The following is a 21441-nucleotide window of genomic DNA, read 5'->3' as shown; positions in this document are numbered from 1 at the left end:
ATTAGTTGGATATCACAGCTTTTTTTTCCAATTGCAGTTTTAGCTTTTCTTTCGATATTTCAGCTGTATGTTCTTCCAAAGCATTTATATATTCAGAAAAATTCCACCCCAGTTTATAGCCGCTTGTGGAAAGTTCGATTCCGCTAACCAATTGGGGGTCTGTTTTAAATTCCATTGTTTTTTCCACATTCAACACTCCCTTAACTACATTCTTTATACTTGCCTGTTGCTCTTCAGCTAGAGCAAAAGCAGAACGTACTAAAAGAACATGCTCTTTAGACTGAAACGCATCCTGCATTTGCTTTTTTTCTTCTTCTGTAGCCGATTTCAAGCGTTGAATAAAACTGTTTGCCGCGTGTTCTTCTAAGCTTACAGAAGCAATAGCAGTAAGGGCTTTACGTGTCATCGCAAAAACCTGATCTTGATTGTCGTGAGCACGTGCTGCATTCTCATTCTTCTGATCTTCCTGAGCGGCTTTTTCCATAGTGGTTCGCAGTTCATTGGCTTGGGTCTTGGCCGCAGTTATAAGCTGCTCTTTTTGAGTAGCCGCATCTGCAACTGCCGCTGCCATTAGGTTTTTCTTATGAGTATCAAAATCTGTATTCTTCTTTTTAAAATCGTCCTTTTCCTGTTGTGCAGACGCTTTTTGAGCATCGGCATCTTTCAGTTCATCAGTAATTTTTTTTTCTCGGGTATTCACTGCATTCAGAATGGGTTTGTATAAGAATTTTTTGAGCAACCACACCAGAATTAGGAAATTGATGACTTGCGCTATTACCGTGAACCAGTTGATTTTCATAGGATTTTAATTAGCGATTACGTGGTTCCAGAAGGGATTTGCAAAAAGGAGAATCATTGCCACTACAAAGCAATAAATCGCGGTAGACTCGATCATTGCTAGGCCCACAAATAACGTTCGGGTAATGGTAGGAGCCGCATCTGGCTGCTGTGCTATTGAGCTCAATGCCGTAGAAACAGCCTTGCCTTCGCCTATTGCCGGCATCATACATCCTACAGCGGTAGTGAGACCGGCAGTAATAATTGATGCGATGGCTATTGAAGTTGTACTGTCCATTTTTAGAGATTTAGTTAGTGTTTAGTATTTTAGGTTTCTTTTTATTTTTGGTATTCTGAACAGCAGCGGCGATGTAAACCGTTGCCAGAATACTAAAAATGTACGCTTGTACCGTGCCTGTAAGTAAGCCCAGCGCATTCATAATAACTGGAAAAATAAAGGGCGAAATGCTTAATAAAATAGCCACTATCATACCGCCGCTCATAATGTTTCCAAATAAACGAACTGCCAGTGCCAGTGTACGTGACACCTCGCTGATAAGGTTAAACGGAAGCATAATCCAAGTGGGTTGCAGGTAGGATTTGAGATAACCCAGAATTCCGGTTTTGCTAATCCCGTAAAACGGAACCGCAAGAAATACACACAAGGCCAAAGCTGCTGTGGTGGATAGGGATGCCGTGGGTGGCGTGTATCCCGGAAAAATAATACACACGTTCGAAACACCTATAAACAAAAACAAAGTACCTATAAAACCGATGTATTCCTGTGGTTTATTCAAGCCCACTTCTTTAATCTGATCGTTAATACCGGTTACGATCATTTCGACAAAACATTGCCAGCGTGAGATTTGAAGTCCGGTTTTTAATTTGCGGGTTACCACAACCGAAGAACTTATCAAGAACAGCATAATGCCCCAGGTCGTAACCAGAGTCAGATTGATGGTGATAAAACCATACTGCCAGAAAATTGTTTGGTCGGGACTAAGCTCCATGGTTTTCTTCTTTTTCTAGAATTTCATGTTTGGCATCCCATTTTTTGGTTGCTCGCATCACCAGATATCTTGCTGTTATAAATCCCAATAAACAGAAAATAAGACGTTGCCATTCTGTGCCGCTTATAAAGTAAAACCCTACTAAAGTTATGCTTGTTCGTAAAAGGAAACTTCCAAAAATCCACAGTTCGGGGATTTTGGCATTTACCGATTTGCGCACCGTCAACCAGAGTCCACCAAAAAACAGAACGCCCAGGATCATCCCCGCAGTAAAACATAAAATCAGTATCAAGGATTCATTCATCATCATCGTTTTTATCATTATGTATTTCACTATCTTCTTTTTGTACCCAGTACCCCGCGATTATTGCGCCGATGATAACACCGATTAACAAAAGCGTAAGCGTCCAGGAAAAAGATTGCGGATGATGTTTATCGAGCCACAGCCCTACAGCCGAACCGATCACCGCAGGAACCACAACAGACCAGCCAACCATTCCCATCATTCCCAAACCAGACCAAACACTATTTTTCTTTTGCTGTGTATTGAGCTTCCGCTTTTCTTTTTTTGCAATTGCTTCACTAAAAGAACTGGATTCGTTATGAAATTCGGATTCCATTTTAATGGTTTCTGAATTTATCAAAGCTATATACAAAGCCCCTCTCGAGCTTGGCAATTACCCTTTGTGCTTTGCGTTGATCTTCCTCCTTTTTGTTAAACTCCGTTTTTATAAGTTCACCCAACTTTCCAAGGTCGGTACCTCCCGTAGCGTTGAGTACCGATATCAATACTGCGCTACCAGCCTTTACCATAACTCCCTCGTCAACGGCTATATAGTTTGTTTTTTGAGTAGTCGTTCTATAGCTTAAAATACCCGGAACTAGTGCTGCCACACAATCCAGGCGGTTAGGTAACATCCCAAAACAACCTTCACTGGTTTCCATCACAATGCTTTTCACATTTTTAATGTCTGCAAATAGTTTATACGGAAGCAGGATTTTTAAATTCATCTGGTTTAGATTTTTATGCGTTTACTACAACTTCTTTTTCAGTCGTAGGCTTCTTTTTTTTCTCGCCTTTTTCGGGTTCTTTAGGTTTATGTTCAACACTATCCCCGGGTTTGGGTTTCTCTTCATTTTTAGGCATTTTAGCCTCATCGATAGTACCTATCATATAAAAAGCACTTTCCGGATAGTCTTTAAATTCGTCATTCAGAATGCGCTGACAACCGTCTAAAGCATCTTGTAAAGGAACTTGCTTGCCTTTAATACCGCTGTATTGCTCTGTAGCTGAAAATGGCTGGGTTAAAAAACGTTCTATTCTCCTCGCCCGATTCACCACTAGGCGGTCTTTAACGGAAAGCTGTTCCATGCCCAACATCGAGATGATGTCTTTTAATTCTTCATACTGCGCCAGAGTTTCTCGTATTTGCTGCGAGAGATCATAATGTTTTTGACCTATAATCCCCGGGGTGGTCATCTTAGAATTGGATTGTAATAAGTCAATCGCAGGATATAATCCTTCGCTGGCTTTTTTCCGCGAAAGCGTAATAGATGCAGAAAGATGGGAGAACGTATGTACGGCAGCAGGATCTGTTAAATCATCAGCCGGTATATAAACCGCCTGTATTGAGGTAATCGCCCCGGTATTGGTATACGCAATTCGCTCTTCCAATTCTGCAAGCTCGGTACCCATTGTGGGTTGGTATCCCAATCGGGAAGGCATTTGCCCCATCAAACCAGAGACTTCCATTCCCGCTTGAATAAACCGGAAAATATTATCTATCAGTAATAACACATCGCGTTTCTCTTCATCCCTAAAATATTCGGCCATTGTCAAAGCAGCGTGCCCCACCCGGAATCGTGCTCCCGGCGGTTCGTTCATCTGCCCAAAAATTAGCACCATATCTTTTAAAAGACCGGCCTCTTTCATCGCGTTGTACAATTCGTTCCCTTCCCGGCAACGCTCACCAATACCACAAAACATACTCACACCGTGGTTATGACCCACCATATTGTGTATGATTTCAGTTAACAAAATGGTTTTACCTACGCCTGCACCACCAAATAGTCCGGCTTTACCACCCCGTTCTAAAGGCACCAAAACATCAATTGCTTTAATTCCCGTTTCAAAAACCTCAGCCTTAACCGCTCTTTTTGATAAAGGAGGTGGTGGTTGATGCACCTTGCGGAGTTCACCTTCTTTAAGCGGCTCAAGATGATCTATCGTGTTCCCAAAAACATCAAACATTCTCCCTAAAATGTGGTTCCCAACGGGGACGGTAAGTTCGCTTCTATCGGTTTTAACGCGCATTCCACGGGCAAGTCCTTGTGTGTGATTTAGCGCAATACCCCGAACCGTAAATTCATCTTTTTGCGACAGGACTTCAATAACAATCTCATTCTCTTTTCCTGAATACAAAACCGTACAGACAGCAGGTAAATTCGTTTCAAACCGAACATCAACCACACTCCCACGCACGGAACTAATTGTACCATACTGCATTTTTTCTACGGAAAATTTTGTGTTTTTGTTCATTTCAGATTCTTCATTGAGTTGTTAACGCAGGTGTTCTTTTAATTTTTTATACTCTGTCATATTAATTTCTCCATAAGCAAAACGTCTTTTTAAAATATCTAAGGGAGTCTCTTTTCGGGTAAATTGACCAGGGATTTCGTAAGGCGTGGCAAACATCCACAGGAGTAAAATGCCCCAGATAAACCACCAGATCACGTGCATTCCTCAGAAATTATAACCTGCGTACATATCCATAACGAGCTGTTTTAGATGAATTTTCTTAATGTCAACTCACTTCACAAAATTCAGCACTTAATTGGGTAAAACAGTTGTATAGTTTATTATGAAAATTACATCTATCACAGGTTTTAAGAATAAAGCCATCCGGCTTTATTCAGATCACTGCGCTCCTGATCTGACATCAATTTGTAAAATGTAGGCGTAATACCGGTTATTTGCTTAAACTGTTTAGACAAATGCGCTACACCACTGTATTGCATCTTAAAAGATATTTCGGTAAGGTTCAATGTATTACAGATAATTAACTCTTTAACGCGTTCTACTTTGTGCAGAATAACAAAATGTTCTAATGTGATGCCTTTAGAACTTGAAAATAGAACTGCCATTTTGTTGTAGTCAAGCTTTAGTTTATCGCTGAGGTAAGTAGAAAAACTAATTTCGGGTAATTCTTCTGTATACTTTACCATCACTACCACTACATTGACTATTTTATCAATAAGTAAGGCATTTCGGTCATAAATAAGTTCTAAACCAGATTTTGACAATTCTTCTTTTAGCTTTCGTTTTAATGGCTTGGAAAGCGGCTTTGCAAATTGCAGTTCTCCTAACTCTAAAGTCGTATACGCAACACCCAATTCTTCTAGTACTGAAGCTACCTTGAGTTTACATCGCAGGCTTACCATATTCTTAATTCTTACTTTCATAATTTTTAAGTGTTACAATAATTAGTAAACGAATTTTAGGCAAATGAAAGCCTGTTAAAACTCTATTTTAAATTCAACAATTTATGCCTCACATTCGTTCTGTGCATAGAGTACTTTTCAGGTCTCATAATCTGCTAAAATTAACTTTATAAGTTTCATTAATTTTTCACAAATACTTTTGTACAACAAGCTGAAATAATTACATATATCCTAGATTTTAATGAGGAATAATAAGTATTACGTAATATTCTGGTCTTTTTCTAAAGCTATACTCTAAACTAGAAAATGATCAATTTAGACGTTTTTGTATTCGATTTCTCAATAAGAAATTTTACAATTCCAAATGTTTTAAGATTTCCATTTGAATGAATTTTTTTAATTGAAGAGGTCACAACAAATAATACCGGAAGTGCTAATATAGATTAACAGACAATCTTTGATTTTATATATATAAACGAATAAATAAAAAGGATAAGTGATAAGGGTTACTATATACTGGTCACCCTTTTTTTTTGATTAAAAAAAGGTATTAAAACGTAAGTATATTTTCAACACTAAAATGCTTCGGGGGCACTTATTTGTAGTTTATCAATAATACAGAAAGCCAAATGTATTTATCGAGTAAATGGACTTCTCTTTTTTTAAAGAATTATCATTTAGCATTTAATCCCCCTTCTCAAGTTTTAAAACTTCCCACGTTAGTTTTTTGAATTCCCTTTAACAGCATCGCTGTACGTCTCTTTTTTTGAAAGCAAAATACCAATAGTTTGAAGTTAGCCGGACAGCATAACCGCTTGTACCGCGCTTTTATATGTCCTTACTAATTCAAACTCTTGAAAATGTATCAGCAACAAAAAAAGGGAACAGCGATAGGCACTAAGGGAAGTAAATCAAAAACAAGCATTATGAAATCAGCTCAAAACATACAAAAAGATGCGGGATCAAAACAAACAAAAACAAAAAAGGAAAACGCTCAGGATAAAATAAGTAAATCAATTTTTCAAAATACAAATGCAAACTGTCTAAAGAGGTTAGACAGCATTTTAATTAATCTTTAAATACTACTGTTATGAGTACGATCAGAAATCAAGTTCAACTAATTGGAAACGTAGGACAAGAACCTACACTAGTTACGCTAGAAAGCGGAAAAAAAGTAGCTCGTTTTTCATTGGCTACCAATGAGTTTTACAAAAATACCAAAGGCGAAAAAACACAGGATACGCAATGGCACACCATTGTGGCTTGGGGTAAAACCGCTGATCTTATTGAGAATTATCTCACCAAAGGCAAAGAACTCGCTTTGAGCGGAAAACTCAAGTCTAGAAGCTACGAGGACAAAGACGGCATCAAACGCTATGTAACTGAAGTAGAAGCTTCAGAAATTCTATTACTGGGAAGCAAAGCCGAGTAAATCACTTAAAAAAGAGGGCGAAGATGTTCCAAAATTAACGCCCTCTAATTAATCACTTTAATCTAACTAAAATGAGTACGCAAAGTAAACAAATACAAAAGCACTTGCAAAAGTTTTGTGGCAGTGAGACCGCTTACCCGCGATGTTTCATCGGTATTGATCTGCTCCAGAATATCCTGAATCTTCCCTAAGACCACTTTGTTTTGCGTACCGAAGTTGGAGCTTTTGTTGAGTTCCTCTACTTTCTTATCTAAAAGCTTACGCCATTTATGCTTATCATCGAGAATCAGTATCTGATTTACCATGTGGTTCTCATCTAAAGCGAGCCCTAAACCATCTATAAATCCCTTATGAAATACATACGAGTCCGTTGAAAATTTCTCATTGATCGTGCTGGTTTGTACAGCCTCTCCAAAGCACGTTTCATTAGTTACGGCAAGCGCATCAAAATAGTGATCCCCGATGATCACTTGGTTGTTATCTAACACGATATCGGTATCCACGTCGGTATTGTAACCGTTAAAATAAGAACGGGTCAGCGTCTCAATAGCCGCCGCATCAAGCGGTTCAACAGCCATTTTACGACTTGTGTTGATAAAGGCAACAGCATCTTCAACAGCTGCTTTAAAATGCAGAAGAGCATCATCCAGCTGCTTGGGTATGGCTTTGTTGCTGTTTTTAAAAGGATTGATGTAATGTGCACGAGTTAAGGATTTGTTTTTTGTGAATATGAAGAATACATAGCAACGGTGTGTGAGATACTTTCGCCCCCTAAAATGGCTCCGGGTTGCTTGTTCTAAAAAGCTGGTATTGGGCAATTCTTCAGCGCAATACTCTTTTTGCTGATAGCAGTCTTGCTTGTGAATGATGGTACCTGCTGGTAAAGTTTTAACCGCTTGAAACCAACAGGCGTGAAGCGCTTCATAATCTTTTTCCGATAAAGAATAAATCTCCGGTAAATGGCCTTCATAACACCATACAACGTCTCCATTGCTGGTAAAAAGTATGTTGCTTTCTAGTGCTGCTATGGGTTGTATTAACTGAGTTTTATAAGTCATCGTAGAAGTTTATAGCGGTTTTTTATTGCTTAAATGTTTCGGAAATCGAGATCCGAATAGCCTGAGCGTTTGAAATCGGTTTAAATTCAGCAAGCTGAAATACAGTGCGACATTGAAAACAGGAACACCTATAAGAACAAGAAGACTGAAGGAAAAGATGATGACCATTAATGAACAAATGATACTGCACATCATAAGGGCGAACATCGAAAGCTGGAGTCCGAAAAGGACGGCCCGTTTTCTGATGTTTTTATAGACTTCGTAGCTTTTCATTGTGCGTGTTGCTGTTGATTCGCTTAGACTACGATACCGATCAGGTAGGAAAAGATGCCTACCACTCCTCCGGCGATCAATACAAAAACCAGTACGCGCGTGATTCCTTTCTTTAGATCAGAATTCTCCCCAAAGAAATGCCCGGCACTAAAGAGGAAACCCACTAGAAATATAACCCCTAGAATGATAGGGAATACGGCTCTGATGGTATCGGAAACATCATTTACAGAATCTTCAATCCCTCCAATCTGAGCAAAAAGAGGAATCGTGACCAGCGATTGGATCGTTGTGAAGTAGCTTGATTTTTTCATAAGAGTTCGTTTTAAATTACTGTTTGATTGAACTCTTGAAAAGTATATATTTATTATCTCAAATACCTGTAAATCAATAATTTGTGAATAAAATAAATTTTGTATTCATTTGATTTTAAATGCATTCAAAGTCAATTAAATTTTAGGAAATAAAGCCGTTCCTCTGTTAATAACTCAAAACCCAAAAAATAAAATGAAGCTCCAAAACGTCGTTTTTCTCTATTTGCTCCTCAAAACTTGTCTCTTTTTTGGTCAGGATGTATATCGACCTTTACGTATTGTGATCGATCCCGGACACGGGGGAATGGATTCTGGAGCACGGGGTTTAAATGGTATTCTTGAGAAGGATCTGGTATTGGATCTAGCTCAAAGATTGATCACTGGACAACAGGAGTTTGATGGGAAACCTGCTGAATATTTCCTGACCCGATATACCGATACCTTGATCAGTCTTGGAGATCGTACAAAACTAGCCAGAATACTCCAGGCGGATTTGTTTATCTCTTTACATTATAATGACGCTTCTAATTCTAATGCAACTGGCGTAGAGGTATATGCATATAACCAAGAAAATCCGTATTTAGAGCAATCCATTTGGTTGGGGCATCTGTTAGAAAAACGGCTTGTTGTTTTGACCGGTCAAAAGAGTAGAGGGGTGAAATTTGCAAACTTTCAGGTATTGCGGGATCTAAAAGATTTTTGTCCTGCAATAGTGTTAGAAGTAGGGTTTATAAAAGATATCCGTTAATACCTATAAAATGAATATCTTACCGCTAATTATAACGTGATCAACTGATGAAAAGCTTCATATTTATTTTGACCCTTGCACTAGTTACAGCAGCACCTCAAATAAGTACAAATGCCGTCTCTGTCTTTAAAGGTAAAAGCAGTAAAAAATACCACTTGAAAAAGAACTGTAGGGTCCTGAGTAATTGTGCTAGAGATATAAGCGAGATATTACAAACAGCTAACATTAGCTCGTAACAATTTCGGATAGAAAAATTGATATAATTAAAATGACTAATACCTTGACTGATTTGGTAGGATTATAAAATTAATTCATACTCCATATCGTTCTAAATCTATTAGAAAAGGCAGTTTCTTTCGAAGTGTTATCCATTCCTTTTAGGTATTTCATTAGGGATTCAATTCTGGAACTTCCTGATGGATGGGTAAAATCACCATTCCCCAGCAACTCTTCCAAATAATTCAATTTTTCTTTTAACAGATCATAGGTCTCGGGTTCGTTTTTAGAGATAAGATAAAATGCCATTAAATCGGCCAAATATTCTGCTTTTTTGTAATCACTTGTTTCAGAGCCTGATGGTAGTTCACCCTTTAGATTGAATCCTTCTGCCTGTTTTAGAGTTGCGATATGTGCAAGCTCGTGGGCAAGAACAAAAATTTGGATTGATTGGTCCTTCAGTTCTACAAGGCCCTTACTTACTTCAACATAACCAAAAGCAGCCCCGGCATTTACCGAAAGATCATTTTCATCAATCTGTATTTCTTCCGGGATATTCAAATCTGAATATTCATCAAAGAGGGGAACAACCTCAAGAGTATATAATTGAATGAATTGTTCAGCTTTGGTTAATTTTTTTTGAACATCTTCAGTAGAATTGCTATTGCAGGATGATGCAATACCTATAATAAATAGGATTAAAAGTGTGTTTTTCATGATGTTATAAGGATAAAAGAAGTAGAGAATAGGGGTAATTCCTGATAAAAAGTTTTCTGAAAGAATACAGTAGTTCAGGTGAATAAAAAAGAGGCTGTCTTAGCTTGTAGACAGCCTCCTTGACTTAAATAGAAAAAACTATTGGCTAATTTATTCTGCGTAATATGTGAAAGCTTTTTTATAGGTGACAATTCCATCAGCATCCGAATATGAAGATGATACAGGGTAGTCGTCTGAATTATATTCATAAGTAACTTCCCCATTAGTCTCACTACGTGTAATTGGATTATTCGTATTTACCCCATCAATTCCTGAAACTTTGATCGCTGCATAGGCTTTTGGATAAATACTTTTAAAAGGATTATTCTTAGAATCATAAGTAGCTTTTACAATATTAGTTTGTGACGTACCTCTATTAAATTCTATGACGTTGCCTTTATCATCATACTTATAGGTTCTTATGTCATCTACAACAGGTTCTTCTTCTTGGTAATTGGTTTGTTCTTTTCTTGCCAGTAAATCGTCTTCATTATAGGTATATGAAAAACCATATTTTAGTTCACCATCTTCATATTCTTCAGCTTTTGTAATTTTACCGCCTTCGTAGGTGTAAGTAGTTCTTTGTGTTTCAGCGGTTTTTTCAGTAACCTGATTTTTGTCATCATAAACCAGCGTAAAAGCTATAGTTTCTCCATCTTCAGTTATAGAATACTTACTTACAAAACCGGAGTTTTCATTATACTCATATTCAGTAATTGTTTCGAGAGCAAAGAAACCGAAATCCTGTACTTCTAAAAAGGTTTTCAGCTTAGAACCGCTTCCTACTTCTGGGCGTATGTTTACAGTTACCGTATATTCTTTTATAGAACCGTCTTCTGCGGTTACGGTAAAGGTTTTGGCCACACCGTCTTCAAAGCTTATTGCTTCTCCTGATGCTGGCGAAATGCTGGCATTTTCTGAAACGATAATTGCGGGTACTACACCTGTTAAAGAAGTGCCGTAAGGTACACTTACAGAAATAGCCGTTCCCAGATCATAGGCTACATCATCGGCTTCTAAACCGTCAAAATCAAGAGTAAAATTGGTGATTTCAGCAAGAGATGATTGCGTGAGGCTATCATCATCTGAGCAAGAAACCAGAGTCATTGCGACTACAATAAGGCTAAGAATAAAAGAATACATTCTTTTCATAAGGTAATTTGTTTAAAAGGTTATGTTATCTTTTTTGTTCTAAGGCATTGCGCAAGATAACAACGCAAAACCTGGTTAAATTTTTAGTATTTTTTAAAGATCTGGATTGTTGATTATTGCATCGTTGGGAATGGGAATGACATACCGCAAATCATTTTTTTCTAAAGTATAGAGTTGTCCATCATAGGTTTTTGTGATTTTGGCCTGCGTCGTACGCCTCAAATCGAACCAGCGATGTCCTTCAATGGCAAATTCTTTCCTGCGTTCTTCTAGAATGGCCGAAAGCAATTCTTCGTCATTTAAAACTTCAGTATTTTGCTGGTAGGTAAGAAATCCTTCAGGCGTATACCTGTGTTTAGCCAATTCAAGAAGCGGGTCTGTTGCAGCCTCAGTTTGGCCAAGTCTGGCAAGTGCTTCCGCTTTGATCAAATACAATTCTGAAGTGCGATAGCTCACTTTAAATTTGGTATCTGCATTTTTTTTACTCCGGAATCCTCCTCCTGAAATTGGGCGGAAATACAGATCAAAACGCAAATCGGTAGATTGGTCGTAGATTCCGATTAGGTCATCTGCAATGGTTGTATTGTTCGCGGTGTCAAAAGATGCTACTGTTTCCAGTGCCAAAATAGATTCTACCGAGTTGTATTCGGAAGGCATGTGGGAGACATCGGCATTTAAATCCTGCAGTTCGGAATGCAGGCTCAATGCAGCATTGGCGTGATCAATCGCTTTTTGCCATTCATTTTGATAGAGATAAACACGTGTCTGAAATGCTTTTACAGCTACTTTTGAAAATCGATAATTTAAGCCAACTTCCTGCTTAGCTACACCTATTAAATCTTCTGCCCGGTTCAAATCGTTTAGGATTAAATCATAAACTTCCTGTACCGAATTTACCGGGTAATCTACATCAGTTTGATATTTAGTTACAATGGGTATAGCAGGATCTTGATCAGCTGTAGTACGCTCATAAGGTTTGGCATACAGATTAACCAATCTAAAATACTGCATCGCTCTAAGTGCGTAGGCTTCCCCAACAAGTTCATCAATGGCGCCAGAATCGCCTGTGATCTCGTTCTTGCTTTCGATAATGTGATTGCAATAAAAAATGATGCTATAGAAACTGGCATAAGGAAAGCTCCTCCTCAACGGACTTGGATTTTCATCATTCCAGATGTAAATATCAGTATATTGTTCAACTCCGGGACTGTCTGGGTTTAATTGTAACTCATCACCTCGATAGGTGGTTAATATTTTATCCAGATTTTTGATGCTGTAGGCCGAGGTTAAAAAGCTTCTGTAATCTTCTACTGAACTCGGAATAACCTGTCCCACGGGTTTAATATCCAGGTAATCATCACAGGATATGCAGGCCGTCAGCACTATATATAGGTATACTAGTTTTTTCATAAGAGTCATTTAAAATGTGAGATTAAATCCTGCAGAAATAACCTTAGGAATGGGCTGTGCATAGAGACTTCCGTAGGTTTCAGGATCAAAGAACCCATCATAATCACTTCCGAACACAAATAAGTTTCTACCTTCTACATTAAAATTTAAACGAGATATGTTGAATTTATCCAATTGTTTGGTAGGTACTGAATAGCTAAGTCTGATACTGCTTATACGTATGTATGACATATCTTTTACCCAAATATCCAGATCATCATAAGTTCTTCCTGCATCAAATGAATTGTACCAACTGTAAACCAGATCGGTATTAAAACCAGGAGAATTAGCACCAATAAGTGCAGGCAAATTACCGGTACCGGCATTTAAAATTTCAGTACTGTAATTAGTGCCTGGCCGAGCTAGTGTAGGGTAATAGCTAGGGGCTGCCTGCACAGTTTGCTTAAGTATAAAATTGCTTAGAATTCGCAAATCAAACTGTTTATATTGAAAGGTATTTCTAAACCCTCCACTAAAAAGCGGAGCACCGTCACCTACATAGGAATACAAATCCCGGTGTTCTTGGTTGGTTAATTGACTGCCATCGGTACCTTCTTCCAGATTATAAAAGTCTACGGCTGAAACTTTTTTTCCATCTTTCCAGAATACAGGCAGACCATTACTATCTAACCCGGCAGTTTTTAAAGCAAAAATGGCATTTGCGCTATATCCCTTTAAGGAAGGTTTAAAGTTTTCCTCCCGTATTTGAATGTCTTCAACAATGCTTTTATTATGTGAAATATTAAGACCGCTGGTCCATTTAAAATTTGCATTAGAAATGTTTATCGTGTTAATAGCGAGTTCAAAACCTCTATTGCTAACTGTTCCCCAATTGGTATTGATAAAATTATACCCGCTTTCTAGGGGTACTGCTCTTAGACCTATCAAATCTGTACTTTTACGGTAATAATAATCTGCGGTGACATAAAGTTTGTTATTGAAGAGACCCAGATCAAGACCTACATTTGTCGACTTGGTTTTTTCCCATCTTAAATCAGGGTTAGGAGCACCCTGAGCCTGAATTATTTCTTCATTTACTCCTGGTAAAATCGAAACATTATCATAGATACCCAAAACGTATGGAGAGGTGCTTTTATCAATGTTGCCCTGAATACCATAAGAAGCTCTTAATTTGAGGTTGCTAACCATAGCAAACGCCTGCATAAAGCTTTCCTGATGTACATTCCATGAACCGGCTACAGACCATATAGGGAGGTAGCGGTATTTAGGGTTTACACCAAATAAGTTGGAGCCGTCATATCGTAAGCTCGAAAACAACGTGTATTTACGGTCGTAGGTGTACGATGCAGTACCAAAGAACGAAGCAAAAGCATTTTCATTAAAGCGCTTGTTAAGTGGGTCAAATAAGGAATTGGTCAACGCCCGCTCATCTGTAATCGGAATGGTAGTAAGTGTATTTGGGTTGTATCCAAAACCTTTAGTCTGAATTTCTTCCGTCTTATTTCTCCTGAATTCGGTACCTAGCATAACATCCAGCTCGTGAAGATTATTAAAGGTGGTATTGTAATTGGCGGTAGTTTTCCAGTTATATTGAAAAACATCGGTATTCCAATTTTGTATTATTCCGCCTTCGGGCATATAATAGGCATCGCCGGTAGGACCTGCATATCGGGAGCGTTGTCTGTATTTTCGCGTATAATAGCTATTTCGGTCACTGAATTTTTCGGTTCTGTTAAAGTCAAATTGCAAGCCCAGTTGAGTAGAAAAATGAAGATCATCGGTTAAATCATAAGCTGCATTTAAGATCGATTTTACAGAATTTGCTACCAAATCATGGCTGGTATTTCTGCGCTCTTCCAGTATATTATAGTTGAGGTTAAGGTCAGAACGCTCTACCAAATCGGGATCGTAAACGTAATTCCCCTGATCATCCGTTAGACGTAAATAGGGATTGGCATTACGAGCATAATACGCGGGATTGGTATAGGAGTCAGCGCCTGTTATATAGGAGAATGTTTTATTCTGACTGGCAAATACCGAAACACCTACTTTAAAATCATCGTTTAAATTAAAATTATCTTTTAAAGTGATGTTGTAACGCTGCTGTCCAGTACCAATGGTGCTTCCTTTTTCATCAAAAATACCTGCAGATAAGTAATACGTATTCTGGTCGTTTCCGCCCGAAATACTCAAACTGTATTGCTGGTTTACTGCCATTTGGTATAATTCACCTCCCCAGTTTGTGTTTCTGGTCCTGAGATTATTGATCGCGTTTTGTACTTCGGAATCAAGTGCAGAAAATCCGTTGTTTTGAAACGTATCATAAGAATTGTAGGAATTGAGTATACGCGCCACTTCACCCCGGTTCTTTTGGTAGGTCAGATCTTCGCGGCTGGCCAAGAACAATTCAAAATCTACTTTTTGTGAAGCGTTCATTAGGTTCAATTTACTGTAATCTGGTTTCTGAGTAATAAAGGCATTTGCCGAGGCACTTATGCGCATTCCTCCCTTTTTACCGCTTTTACTGGTTATAACAATAACACCATTAGCAGCTCTTGCTCCGTATATAGAGGTCGCAGCGGCATCTTTTAAAACAGTGATACTTTCTATATCCTCAGGATTGAGACCAGCTACCGGAAAAGATTGAAGATTATCAATATTATCCTTATCACGGAAATCTTTGGGAATGTCCTCTCCCTCTAACGGAATGCCATCTAAAACCCACAGGGGATCTGAAGAACCGTTTAAAGTTGCGGTACCGCGTATGGAAATTTTAGAAGGAGCACCTGGCGCTCCGCTGGTAGGCTGCACAAATACCCCGGGGAGTTGGCCGGTAAGCATCTGGTCTACTGTTGCAACACCCGCCTGCTGAATTTCTGAAACGTCAATTGTAGAATAAGCAGAAGTAGCCTTGCGTTTTTCAATCTTCTGGTAGCCGGTAATCAGTACCTCGTTTAAATTTTGGGTACTTTCTTCTAAAACAATAGTTAAGTTTTGAGTAGAGCCGGAAACATCTATGGTTTTGCTTTTAAACCCCATATATGATACCACAAGCGATTTTACCGTATCATCAATTTTAAGTTCAAAATATCCATCAAAATCTGTAGTGGTACCCAGCATAGCACCATCAAGAATTCCTTCTTCTTTGGCTTTGCTTCCTACCATAGATGAAGAGATGTAGACTGACGCTCCGGGAATCGGCATGTTCATGGCCGCGTCAACAACAGTACCGCTTACCATTTTCTGCTTTTGTTGAGCAGTGGTAAAGACGGGAATAAATAACATCAGATATATTAAATTCTTCATAAGCTCTAATGGTTCAAATTATATTCAATTCTGGAAATAAGATCCCGATAATGGGCTTGGGTTGCTTGATCACCTCTTTTCTTTTTCTTTTTTAGTAAAGACAATACTTTTTCAAGCGCTGCTCTTTTATTTGTACCTGCGTCTGAAACACGGGGTAGGTATGAAAAATGAATATTCTTAAACTGTTTAGAATTTTCCGATACTGTGTTCTCCTTTGTTTTTTCAAGAAGCTTGTTACGGTCTACAGTGAGCACATCCACATAATTCTTCTGGGTTATTCTGTCAAACATGTCTAAGGATTTACCTTTTTGGGTTTTTTCAAAAATGGCATCATAAAGTTGATCAAAAAGGTATTGTTCCGTAAATACCGGATTATCCTTCTTTTCAAGCACTTGATTTTCTGTTATACGCATAATACGATCGGTATCTACTAAATCATAGATTACATTGGTCTGATAAATACGAAGCATAGAAACAGGCGAGTAATAGCGTTCTCCATCAGGAGCATCGCGAACTGCAAAAATTTTATCAGTAATTTCAGGGGTGAAAAGCCATTTTTGCGGTTTTATCGCGTGCTCTATCAGGTATTCTAAAGCTTTTTCTTGCTGGGTTGCTGGTACCGGAACATAAGAATCTTTGCCATCACCATAAACCGTATTGTTGAGATAGACTCCACCTATGTTTGCCATTACATGATGGTTGTAACGCTCCCATTGATCAATAACAGCCTTATAGAGTTTGGATGCTTTATAATAATCTTGGCCTTCTTCCTGGGTCCAGTTGAGGAGATTAGGAATAATGCGCTTTAAATTTTTCAATCCATATTCACTGGCTTTGACAGCATCATCTCCTAAATCTTCACTTTGTGATCTGGGGTCGATAACATCGGCCTGTTGGGGGCCGTAAAAATAGAGCGGATCGTCTTCGTGTTTGCGTATCCACTGATTTAGAATGGGAAGTTCTTCCTGAGCAGATTTACCTTCAATCCATCTATAACCCCATGCAATAGCATAGTTATCATAGATGCCGATTTCCGGGGTGATATCCACAACATTATCTTCCGGCTGCGCCACGTAGTTGAAACGAGCATAATCCATAATAGACGGTGCTGTTCCCCCCATTCTTGATGTGAAAGATCGTGATCTTAATGAATCTACAGGATAGCTGTGGGAAGCACCCATATTGTGTTTAAGTCCAAAAGTATGACCTACTTCATGCGAAGAAACAAACCGGATAGCTTCACCCATCAATTCATTTGAAAAGGTATTGGCTCTTGCCTCAGGATTTATTGGGCCTGTTTGAACACGAATCCAGGAATGCAAACCTTTCATCAAATTATGCCACCAAATAATGTCTGATTCCAAAATTTGTCCGCTCCTGGGGTCCACTACTGAAGGACCCATCGCGTTTTGATTTTCTGAGGCCGCATACGTGATTACAGAATAGCGTACATCATCTATATCAAAATCAGGGTCTTCTTTACCGGGTAATTTTACCTGAATTGTATTTTTAAAACCAGCTTCTTCAAAAGCCCTGTTCCAGTTCAAAACTCCTTTTGTTATATAAGGCACCCACTGGGGTGGAGTGGAAGGGTCTATATAATAAACGATTGGCTCTTTGGGTTCAACAAGAACTCCTTGATTATATTTTTTGACATCTTCCGCTTTAGGTTCCAGTCGCCATCGGGTTATCAATTCTCGGGTTTCCACTTCCTGTTGTATATCAGAGAAATAGTCCATCGGTGTACCAAAATAACCAATGCGCTTATCCGCAAATCTGGGTTTCATAACATCTGTAGGTAAAAGTACAAGGTTTGTGGTTACACCAATAGATAAGGGGAGTGCAGGGCTACCACCCTCACTTACAGAAGTAGACAAAAGTGACTTAACAACAATATTCTCAGGAAAAGACTTGACTTCTTCAAGAATGGAGAGTTCGGTTTTTAGGCTACCTCCTAAACCAGTATTCGCTAAAATGTCGCTAAAGCTTTTTTCCTTTCCGTTAAAGATTTTGTTTACTTTGATAAAGGTGGAAGTAGAGTCAGTATTCTCTGCTTTGATGTCAAATTCTTCAATGATAGATTCTCCAAAGTTTGCTTTTACCGAACGCGTAATTGCATCTGAAGTAGGGGACTGTACCCGGGGGTTGATGGTTTTTACCCAAACTTTATTTAAGACCGTATCTTTATAAAAACGAATCAATTTCGTTTCAAAAGCCATTCCTTTATTTAATCCGTGTCCGTTTAACGCATAAGGAACGCTTGAAATTTTGTTTACAACTAATAAATCTCTGGCTATTAAAGAGTCGGGAATTTCAAAGTAATAATCCCCTTCAAGATTGTACACATTAAATAAACCCTTCTTGACGTTTCCTTTTTTCAAAAAGTGCTGGTACGATAATTCTTGCTCTGCATCGGCGATAGAATCAATTACCTTTTTGATATCTTCAGTCTTGTTTTTATTTTCCTCCTTATTCTGATCTTTTTGCGCAAATTGAGAATGATATGTGAAAAAGATTAAAAGGATGATAAACTGGCGAAGGTAGCCGGAAATGCTTGAGGATTTCTCCATGGATTTAGATTATTTAACGCTAAATCTCCGTTAATTGAAAAGTTAAAAAAAAGCAAATGGAGTGAAGTCTGTAATTTAGAGAGTGAAATTAGATTTTAAGGTAGCAAAGGTAGCCTGCATTTAAATTTATCTCCAGTAATCTCCGTTTGAAAGCCTTCAATATTATAAAAATTGTAAGTGTTTTTAAGATAGATCAATCCCAGTTTATGACTTGCTACTTTTGGGGTTTTTCGTGGGGTATACGTATTGATGACTTCAATGTAATTCTCATAAAAGAGGAGTTCAATTTGAAGCGGATTTTGCTTGGTAAATTCATTATGTTTGATAGCGTTTTCTACTACGGTTTCCAAAGCAAGAAAGGGGATTTTTTTTGTATATACCTTGGCGTCATCAACTGTATTATTGATAAGGACTTGTATACTTGCGCCAAAACGTATCTTTTGAAGGAAAAAGTATTGATTAAGAAACGTCAGCTCCTTTTTAACTAAAATCAAGTCTCCTTCTTTATTCTCTAACAGATACCGGTAAACATCAGAGAGTTTTAATAAGAACTCCTGTGATAATTCAGGCTTTGATTCAATGAGTATATGAAGAGAGTTTAAACTATTAAAAAGAAAATGAGGATTCATTTTCTTTTTCAGCTGATTCAATTGTAAAAGTGCATTTTCTTTTTGGTATTTTTCATTGGCGTTTATGAGCTGTTCCTTTTCTTCTACAACTTTGAGGTTTTCGAGGAATTCTTTTTTCAATTGATATCGAGATACCAACAGTAAACCCATAAAAACAAAAAATGCTAATAAACTTATCCAAAGAAAGTAGCGGTTGATTTTTTGAGTACGCTCTTTGAGAATAATATCTAAGGGAAAACTTTCAATAACAAGCAACGATGAGTTTCCAACCTGAACCTTATCAAAATAGCGTTTGACATTCAAATTTAAATATTCAGATTTAGCTTCATCTGTTAACAGTTTTGTATCTGAATGCTCTGAATGGTTTAATACCGCGTTAAGTGAAACCCGGGTAAAGTACGAGTCTAATCTCGTTCCTATATATTTAGGCTCAGGATGTAACAGACAGATTCCGGTATCTGTTGTAACAACCGTGTAGCCTATACGAGCCTCGTTACTCTCAGAAAAATAGTTCCAAAAAGCCAATAGGTCAATATCATTGCCTACTACCGTAATGCCATTAGCAGCTCCTCTATGTACATAGAATTTTCGATAGATAACATGGTCTTTGAGTTTTAGGATCGTGTCTACAAACTCACTACGCACGTAATCCTCGTAGTGTAAGGGTAAACCCATTTTATTGATGGGGTCTTGAGTAGTATATAGATTTGTCCACCCTTTAGGAGTAAGGTTGTAGAAGTAACTGTTTAAAATAAATGGAGAAGTTTGAGCCAAATCTGCAGTAAACCGAAGCTTTTCTTGCAGTTGTTCAGCCGGTATTTCAATGGAGTCTCCTACTATTTTTTCAGAATAGATGAGAAAACTATTCAGGTTATTGAACTCAAATGCAATGCTATTTTTCTTAGATGTGAGATTTTCCTGAACGACATCTTCTAAGAGGTTTTCAGCAACTAAGGTGATCTTAGGTGTAATCAGCGCGCTAACGGCAAAAAATAAAATAATAAGTGCCAGGCTTGTATATAAATACCGCTTATGTTTTTTAAAGCTAATCAGCAGTTTACTAGAACCCATTTTAGTTGTTTAACCATTCTTTAAAAGACTGTATGTTTCTTGCACTTATTAAAATGGGGTCATTTAAATTAGGTTCAGGTTGTAATGCAACTTTCAAGCGGCTTTGACTGTATTTTATGATAGATTTGATGGCATTATGCCTTACTATAAATTTACGGTTCACCTTAAAAAAGTCTCGGGGTGATAGCCTTTTTTCCAGATTAGATAAGGTATCATCATAAAGAAATAATTCTCCTTCAAGAGTCGTTAGAAAAAGGGATTTATCATCAGCCATAAAATAGGCTATTTCCGAACTGTTTATGGAGACTAATGCATCTCCTTTTGTTATTAAAAACCGGGTCTGATAGTTATGTATTTCGGAGATAGTACTTAATTGATTGATTAAGTGTTCTAGATTTTGATTCTCGGGAGTTGTTTGTTTTCTTGTGAGTGCTATAAACTTTTCTAAAGCTTTTTGAAGCTTAGTGCTGTTATAAGGCTTTAATAAATAATCAATTGCTTGAAATTGAAAAGATTGTATGGCGTAGTGATCAAAAGCGGTAGTAAAAATGATTGGAATCTCAATTTTTAAAGCTTCATAAATTTCAAAACTATCCCCGTCACCCAAGCTAATATCGCTAAAGATTAAATCACAACGCTGGGTTTTAAACCAGGTAATAGCTTCAGAAACACTCTCTAATCTCTTCTTAATAACCAGATCATAGGGAGTCTGCAACAAAAGTTTCTCCAGAGAATCCGCTGCAAGATCTTCATCTTCAATTATCACAACTTCTATCACTATTCTCAATTTAAATTAATCACTACCCTTAAAGAGGGTCAAAGTTAAGAAAGTTCAGACATGAGTAATAAAAAAGATGCAAGAATGCGAACGTCTGGATAACGCCTAGATTCCTTTATCCTTAGCATTCTTATCAAACGCAACCAAGTTAAACAATTCCCGCATTCGACTGCGCACCCGTACTCCGTATCGCTCTTCCTATTCTGTAGCATTTAAATTGGTCGTGATGTGGGTTTTAATCTTGTGTTTTAAGAAGAGTTCGTAGCGGTTGCAAATGAGTTCTCCCATCACATTACAATCCTTACCATAATGCCTGCCGATGGCTTCGGTACCCAGATCATCAAAACAATAGAAGTTCCCATCCCCATGTTCCTGAATGACTTTATACCCGAGGTGGTTGAACGCAAAGGTGATATTTCTACAGGGAATAACTTCATAAGGGCGTAGATGCGGCACCAGGTGTCTTAAGAGTTTCATTAAGCTGGTTTTTCCACAACCTACGG

21 protein-coding genes and 1 pseudogene are annotated in these 21441 nt (G+C 38.0%); 3 read left to right on the top strand and 19 right to left on the bottom strand.

What is annotated here, in order from left to right; all coding sequences use genetic code 11:
• Window position 1: 1 nt before the first annotated feature.
• The 9 genes from DSM03_RS18135 to DSM03_RS18095 all read right to left on the bottom strand — a co-directional run bounded on the left by DSM03_RS18135 (window position 2) and on the right by DSM03_RS18095 (window position 5249).
• A complete protein-coding gene (locus DSM03_RS18135; RefSeq protein ID WP_128760752.1) occupies window positions 2–799 on the bottom strand; it encodes a F0F1 ATP synthase subunit B family protein in 798 nt (265 codons plus the stop codon).
• A 6-nt stretch (window positions 800–805) separates the two neighbouring features.
• A complete protein-coding gene (locus tag DSM03_RS18130) occupies window positions 806–1075 on the bottom strand; it encodes a F0F1 ATP synthase subunit C (protein WP_128760753.1) in 270 nt (89 codons plus the stop codon).
• Between the two features lie 10 nt (window positions 1076–1085).
• A complete protein-coding gene (locus DSM03_RS18125) occupies window positions 1086–1787 on the bottom strand; it encodes a F0F1 ATP synthase subunit A (protein ID WP_128760754.1) in 702 nt (233 codons plus the stop codon).
• The gene (locus tag DSM03_RS18120) at window positions 1777–2091 is read right to left on the bottom strand and encodes an ATP synthase subunit I (protein ID WP_128760755.1); all 315 of its coding nucleotides are present in this window, start codon (window positions 2089–2091) and stop codon (window positions 1777–1779) included. Before DSM03_RS18120 ends, DSM03_RS18125 begins: the two co-directional genes overlap by 11 nt.
• Window positions 2084–2407, bottom strand: a complete 324-nt coding sequence (locus tag DSM03_RS18115) for an AtpZ/AtpI family protein (protein ID WP_128760756.1) — start codon at window positions 2405–2407, stop codon at window positions 2084–2086. Before DSM03_RS18115 ends, DSM03_RS18120 begins: the two co-directional genes overlap by 8 nt.
• Before the next feature lies 1 nt (window position 2408).
• Window positions 2409–2798 (bottom strand): F0F1 ATP synthase subunit epsilon, encoded by a 390-nt coding sequence (locus tag DSM03_RS18110; RefSeq protein WP_128760757.1) that lies wholly within the window; start codon window positions 2796–2798, stop codon window positions 2409–2411.
• Between the two features lie 13 nt (window positions 2799–2811).
• Entirely contained in the window at window positions 2812–4326 is a 1515-nt protein-coding gene (gene atpD / locus DSM03_RS18105; RefSeq protein WP_128760758.1) for a F0F1 ATP synthase subunit beta, read from the bottom strand.
• Window positions 4327–4347: 21 nt separating this feature from the next.
• Window positions 4348–4527 (bottom strand): SHOCT domain-containing protein, encoded by a 180-nt coding sequence (locus DSM03_RS18100; protein WP_128760759.1) that lies wholly within the window; start codon window positions 4525–4527, stop codon window positions 4348–4350.
• A 146-nt stretch (window positions 4528–4673) separates the two neighbouring features.
• Window positions 4674–5249 carry a helix-turn-helix domain-containing protein gene (locus DSM03_RS18095; protein WP_236638786.1) on the bottom strand — a complete coding sequence of 192 codons (576 nt, stop codon included), beginning with the start codon at window positions 5247–5249 and terminating at the stop codon, window positions 4674–4676.
• A gap of 839 nt (window positions 5250–6088) precedes the next feature.
• Here DSM03_RS18095 and DSM03_RS18090 point away from each other — a divergent pair.
• Both DSM03_RS18090 and DSM03_RS18085 read left to right on the top strand, forming a co-directional pair.
• Entirely contained in the window at window positions 6089–6307 is a 219-nt protein-coding gene (locus tag DSM03_RS18090; protein WP_128760760.1) for a hypothetical protein, read from the top strand.
• Between the two features lie 11 nt (window positions 6308–6318).
• A complete protein-coding gene (locus DSM03_RS18085; protein WP_128760761.1) occupies window positions 6319–6660 on the top strand; it encodes a single-stranded DNA-binding protein in 342 nt (113 codons plus the stop codon).
• Between the two features lie 62 nt (window positions 6661–6722).
• Here DSM03_RS18085 and DSM03_RS18080 read toward each other — a convergent pair whose 3' ends face one another.
• Both DSM03_RS18080 and DSM03_RS18070 read right to left on the bottom strand, forming a co-directional pair.
• Window positions 6723–7718, bottom strand: a complete 996-nt coding sequence (locus DSM03_RS18080) for a DUF3875 domain-containing protein (protein ID WP_128760762.1) — start codon at window positions 7716–7718, stop codon at window positions 6723–6725.
• A gap of 296 nt (window positions 7719–8014) precedes the next feature.
• Window positions 8015–8302, bottom strand: coding sequence for a hypothetical protein (locus DSM03_RS18070; protein ID WP_128760764.1), 288 nt, complete (start codon window positions 8300–8302; stop codon window positions 8015–8017).
• 193 nt (window positions 8303–8495) lie between these two features.
• On the opposite strand from DSM03_RS18070, the gene DSM03_RS18065 reads away from it, so the two are divergent.
• Window positions 8496–9050 carry an N-acetylmuramoyl-L-alanine amidase family protein gene (locus tag DSM03_RS18065; protein WP_128760765.1) on the top strand — a complete coding sequence of 185 codons (555 nt, stop codon included), beginning with the start codon at window positions 8496–8498 and terminating at the stop codon, window positions 9048–9050.
• Window positions 9051–9356: 306 nt separating this feature from the next.
• Here the strand turns inward: DSM03_RS18065 and DSM03_RS18055 are convergent, their stop codons facing one another.
• The 8 genes and pseudogenes from DSM03_RS18055 to DSM03_RS18020 all read right to left on the bottom strand — a co-directional run.
• On the bottom strand, window positions 9357–9983 hold the full coding sequence (locus DSM03_RS18055; RefSeq protein ID WP_128760767.1) for a M48 family metalloprotease: 627 nt from the start codon (window positions 9981–9983) through the stop codon (window positions 9357–9359).
• A 150-nt stretch (window positions 9984–10133) separates the two neighbouring features.
• Window positions 10134–11174, bottom strand: coding sequence for a hypothetical protein (locus DSM03_RS18050; protein ID WP_128760768.1), 1041 nt, complete (start codon window positions 11172–11174; stop codon window positions 10134–10136).
• A 93-nt stretch (window positions 11175–11267) separates the two neighbouring features.
• Window positions 11268–12584, bottom strand: coding sequence for a RagB/SusD family nutrient uptake outer membrane protein (locus DSM03_RS18045; RefSeq protein ID WP_128760769.1), 1317 nt, complete (start codon window positions 12582–12584; stop codon window positions 11268–11270).
• Between the two features lie 9 nt (window positions 12585–12593).
• Window positions 12594–15890, bottom strand: a complete 3297-nt coding sequence (locus DSM03_RS18040; protein WP_128763430.1) for a SusC/RagA family TonB-linked outer membrane protein — start codon at window positions 15888–15890, stop codon at window positions 12594–12596.
• Between the two features lie 5 nt (window positions 15891–15895).
• Window positions 15896–18460 (bottom strand): zinc-dependent metalloprotease, encoded by a 2565-nt coding sequence (locus DSM03_RS18035; protein WP_128760771.1) that lies wholly within the window; start codon window positions 18458–18460, stop codon window positions 15896–15898.
• A 95-nt stretch (window positions 18461–18555) separates the two neighbouring features.
• Window positions 18556–20160 carry a sensor histidine kinase gene (locus DSM03_RS18030; RefSeq protein WP_128760772.1) on the bottom strand — a complete coding sequence of 535 codons (1605 nt, stop codon included), beginning with the start codon at window positions 20158–20160 and terminating at the stop codon, window positions 18556–18558.
• Window position 20161: 1 nt separating this feature from the next.
• Window positions 20162–20938 carry a LytR/AlgR family response regulator transcription factor gene (locus DSM03_RS18025; RefSeq protein ID WP_236638787.1) on the bottom strand — a complete coding sequence of 259 codons (777 nt, stop codon included), beginning with the start codon at window positions 20936–20938 and terminating at the stop codon, window positions 20162–20164.
• A 105-nt stretch (window positions 20939–21043) separates the two neighbouring features.
• Window positions 21044–21441, bottom strand: a pseudogene (locus tag DSM03_RS18020) (ATPase); the annotation flags it as partial.

The organism is Leeuwenhoekiella aestuarii (assembly GCF_004104055.1).
Taxonomy (GTDB): Bacteria; Bacteroidota; Bacteroidia; order Flavobacteriales; family Flavobacteriaceae; genus Leeuwenhoekiella; species Leeuwenhoekiella aestuarii.
This window is presented reverse-complemented; position numbering and strand designations above follow the sequence as displayed.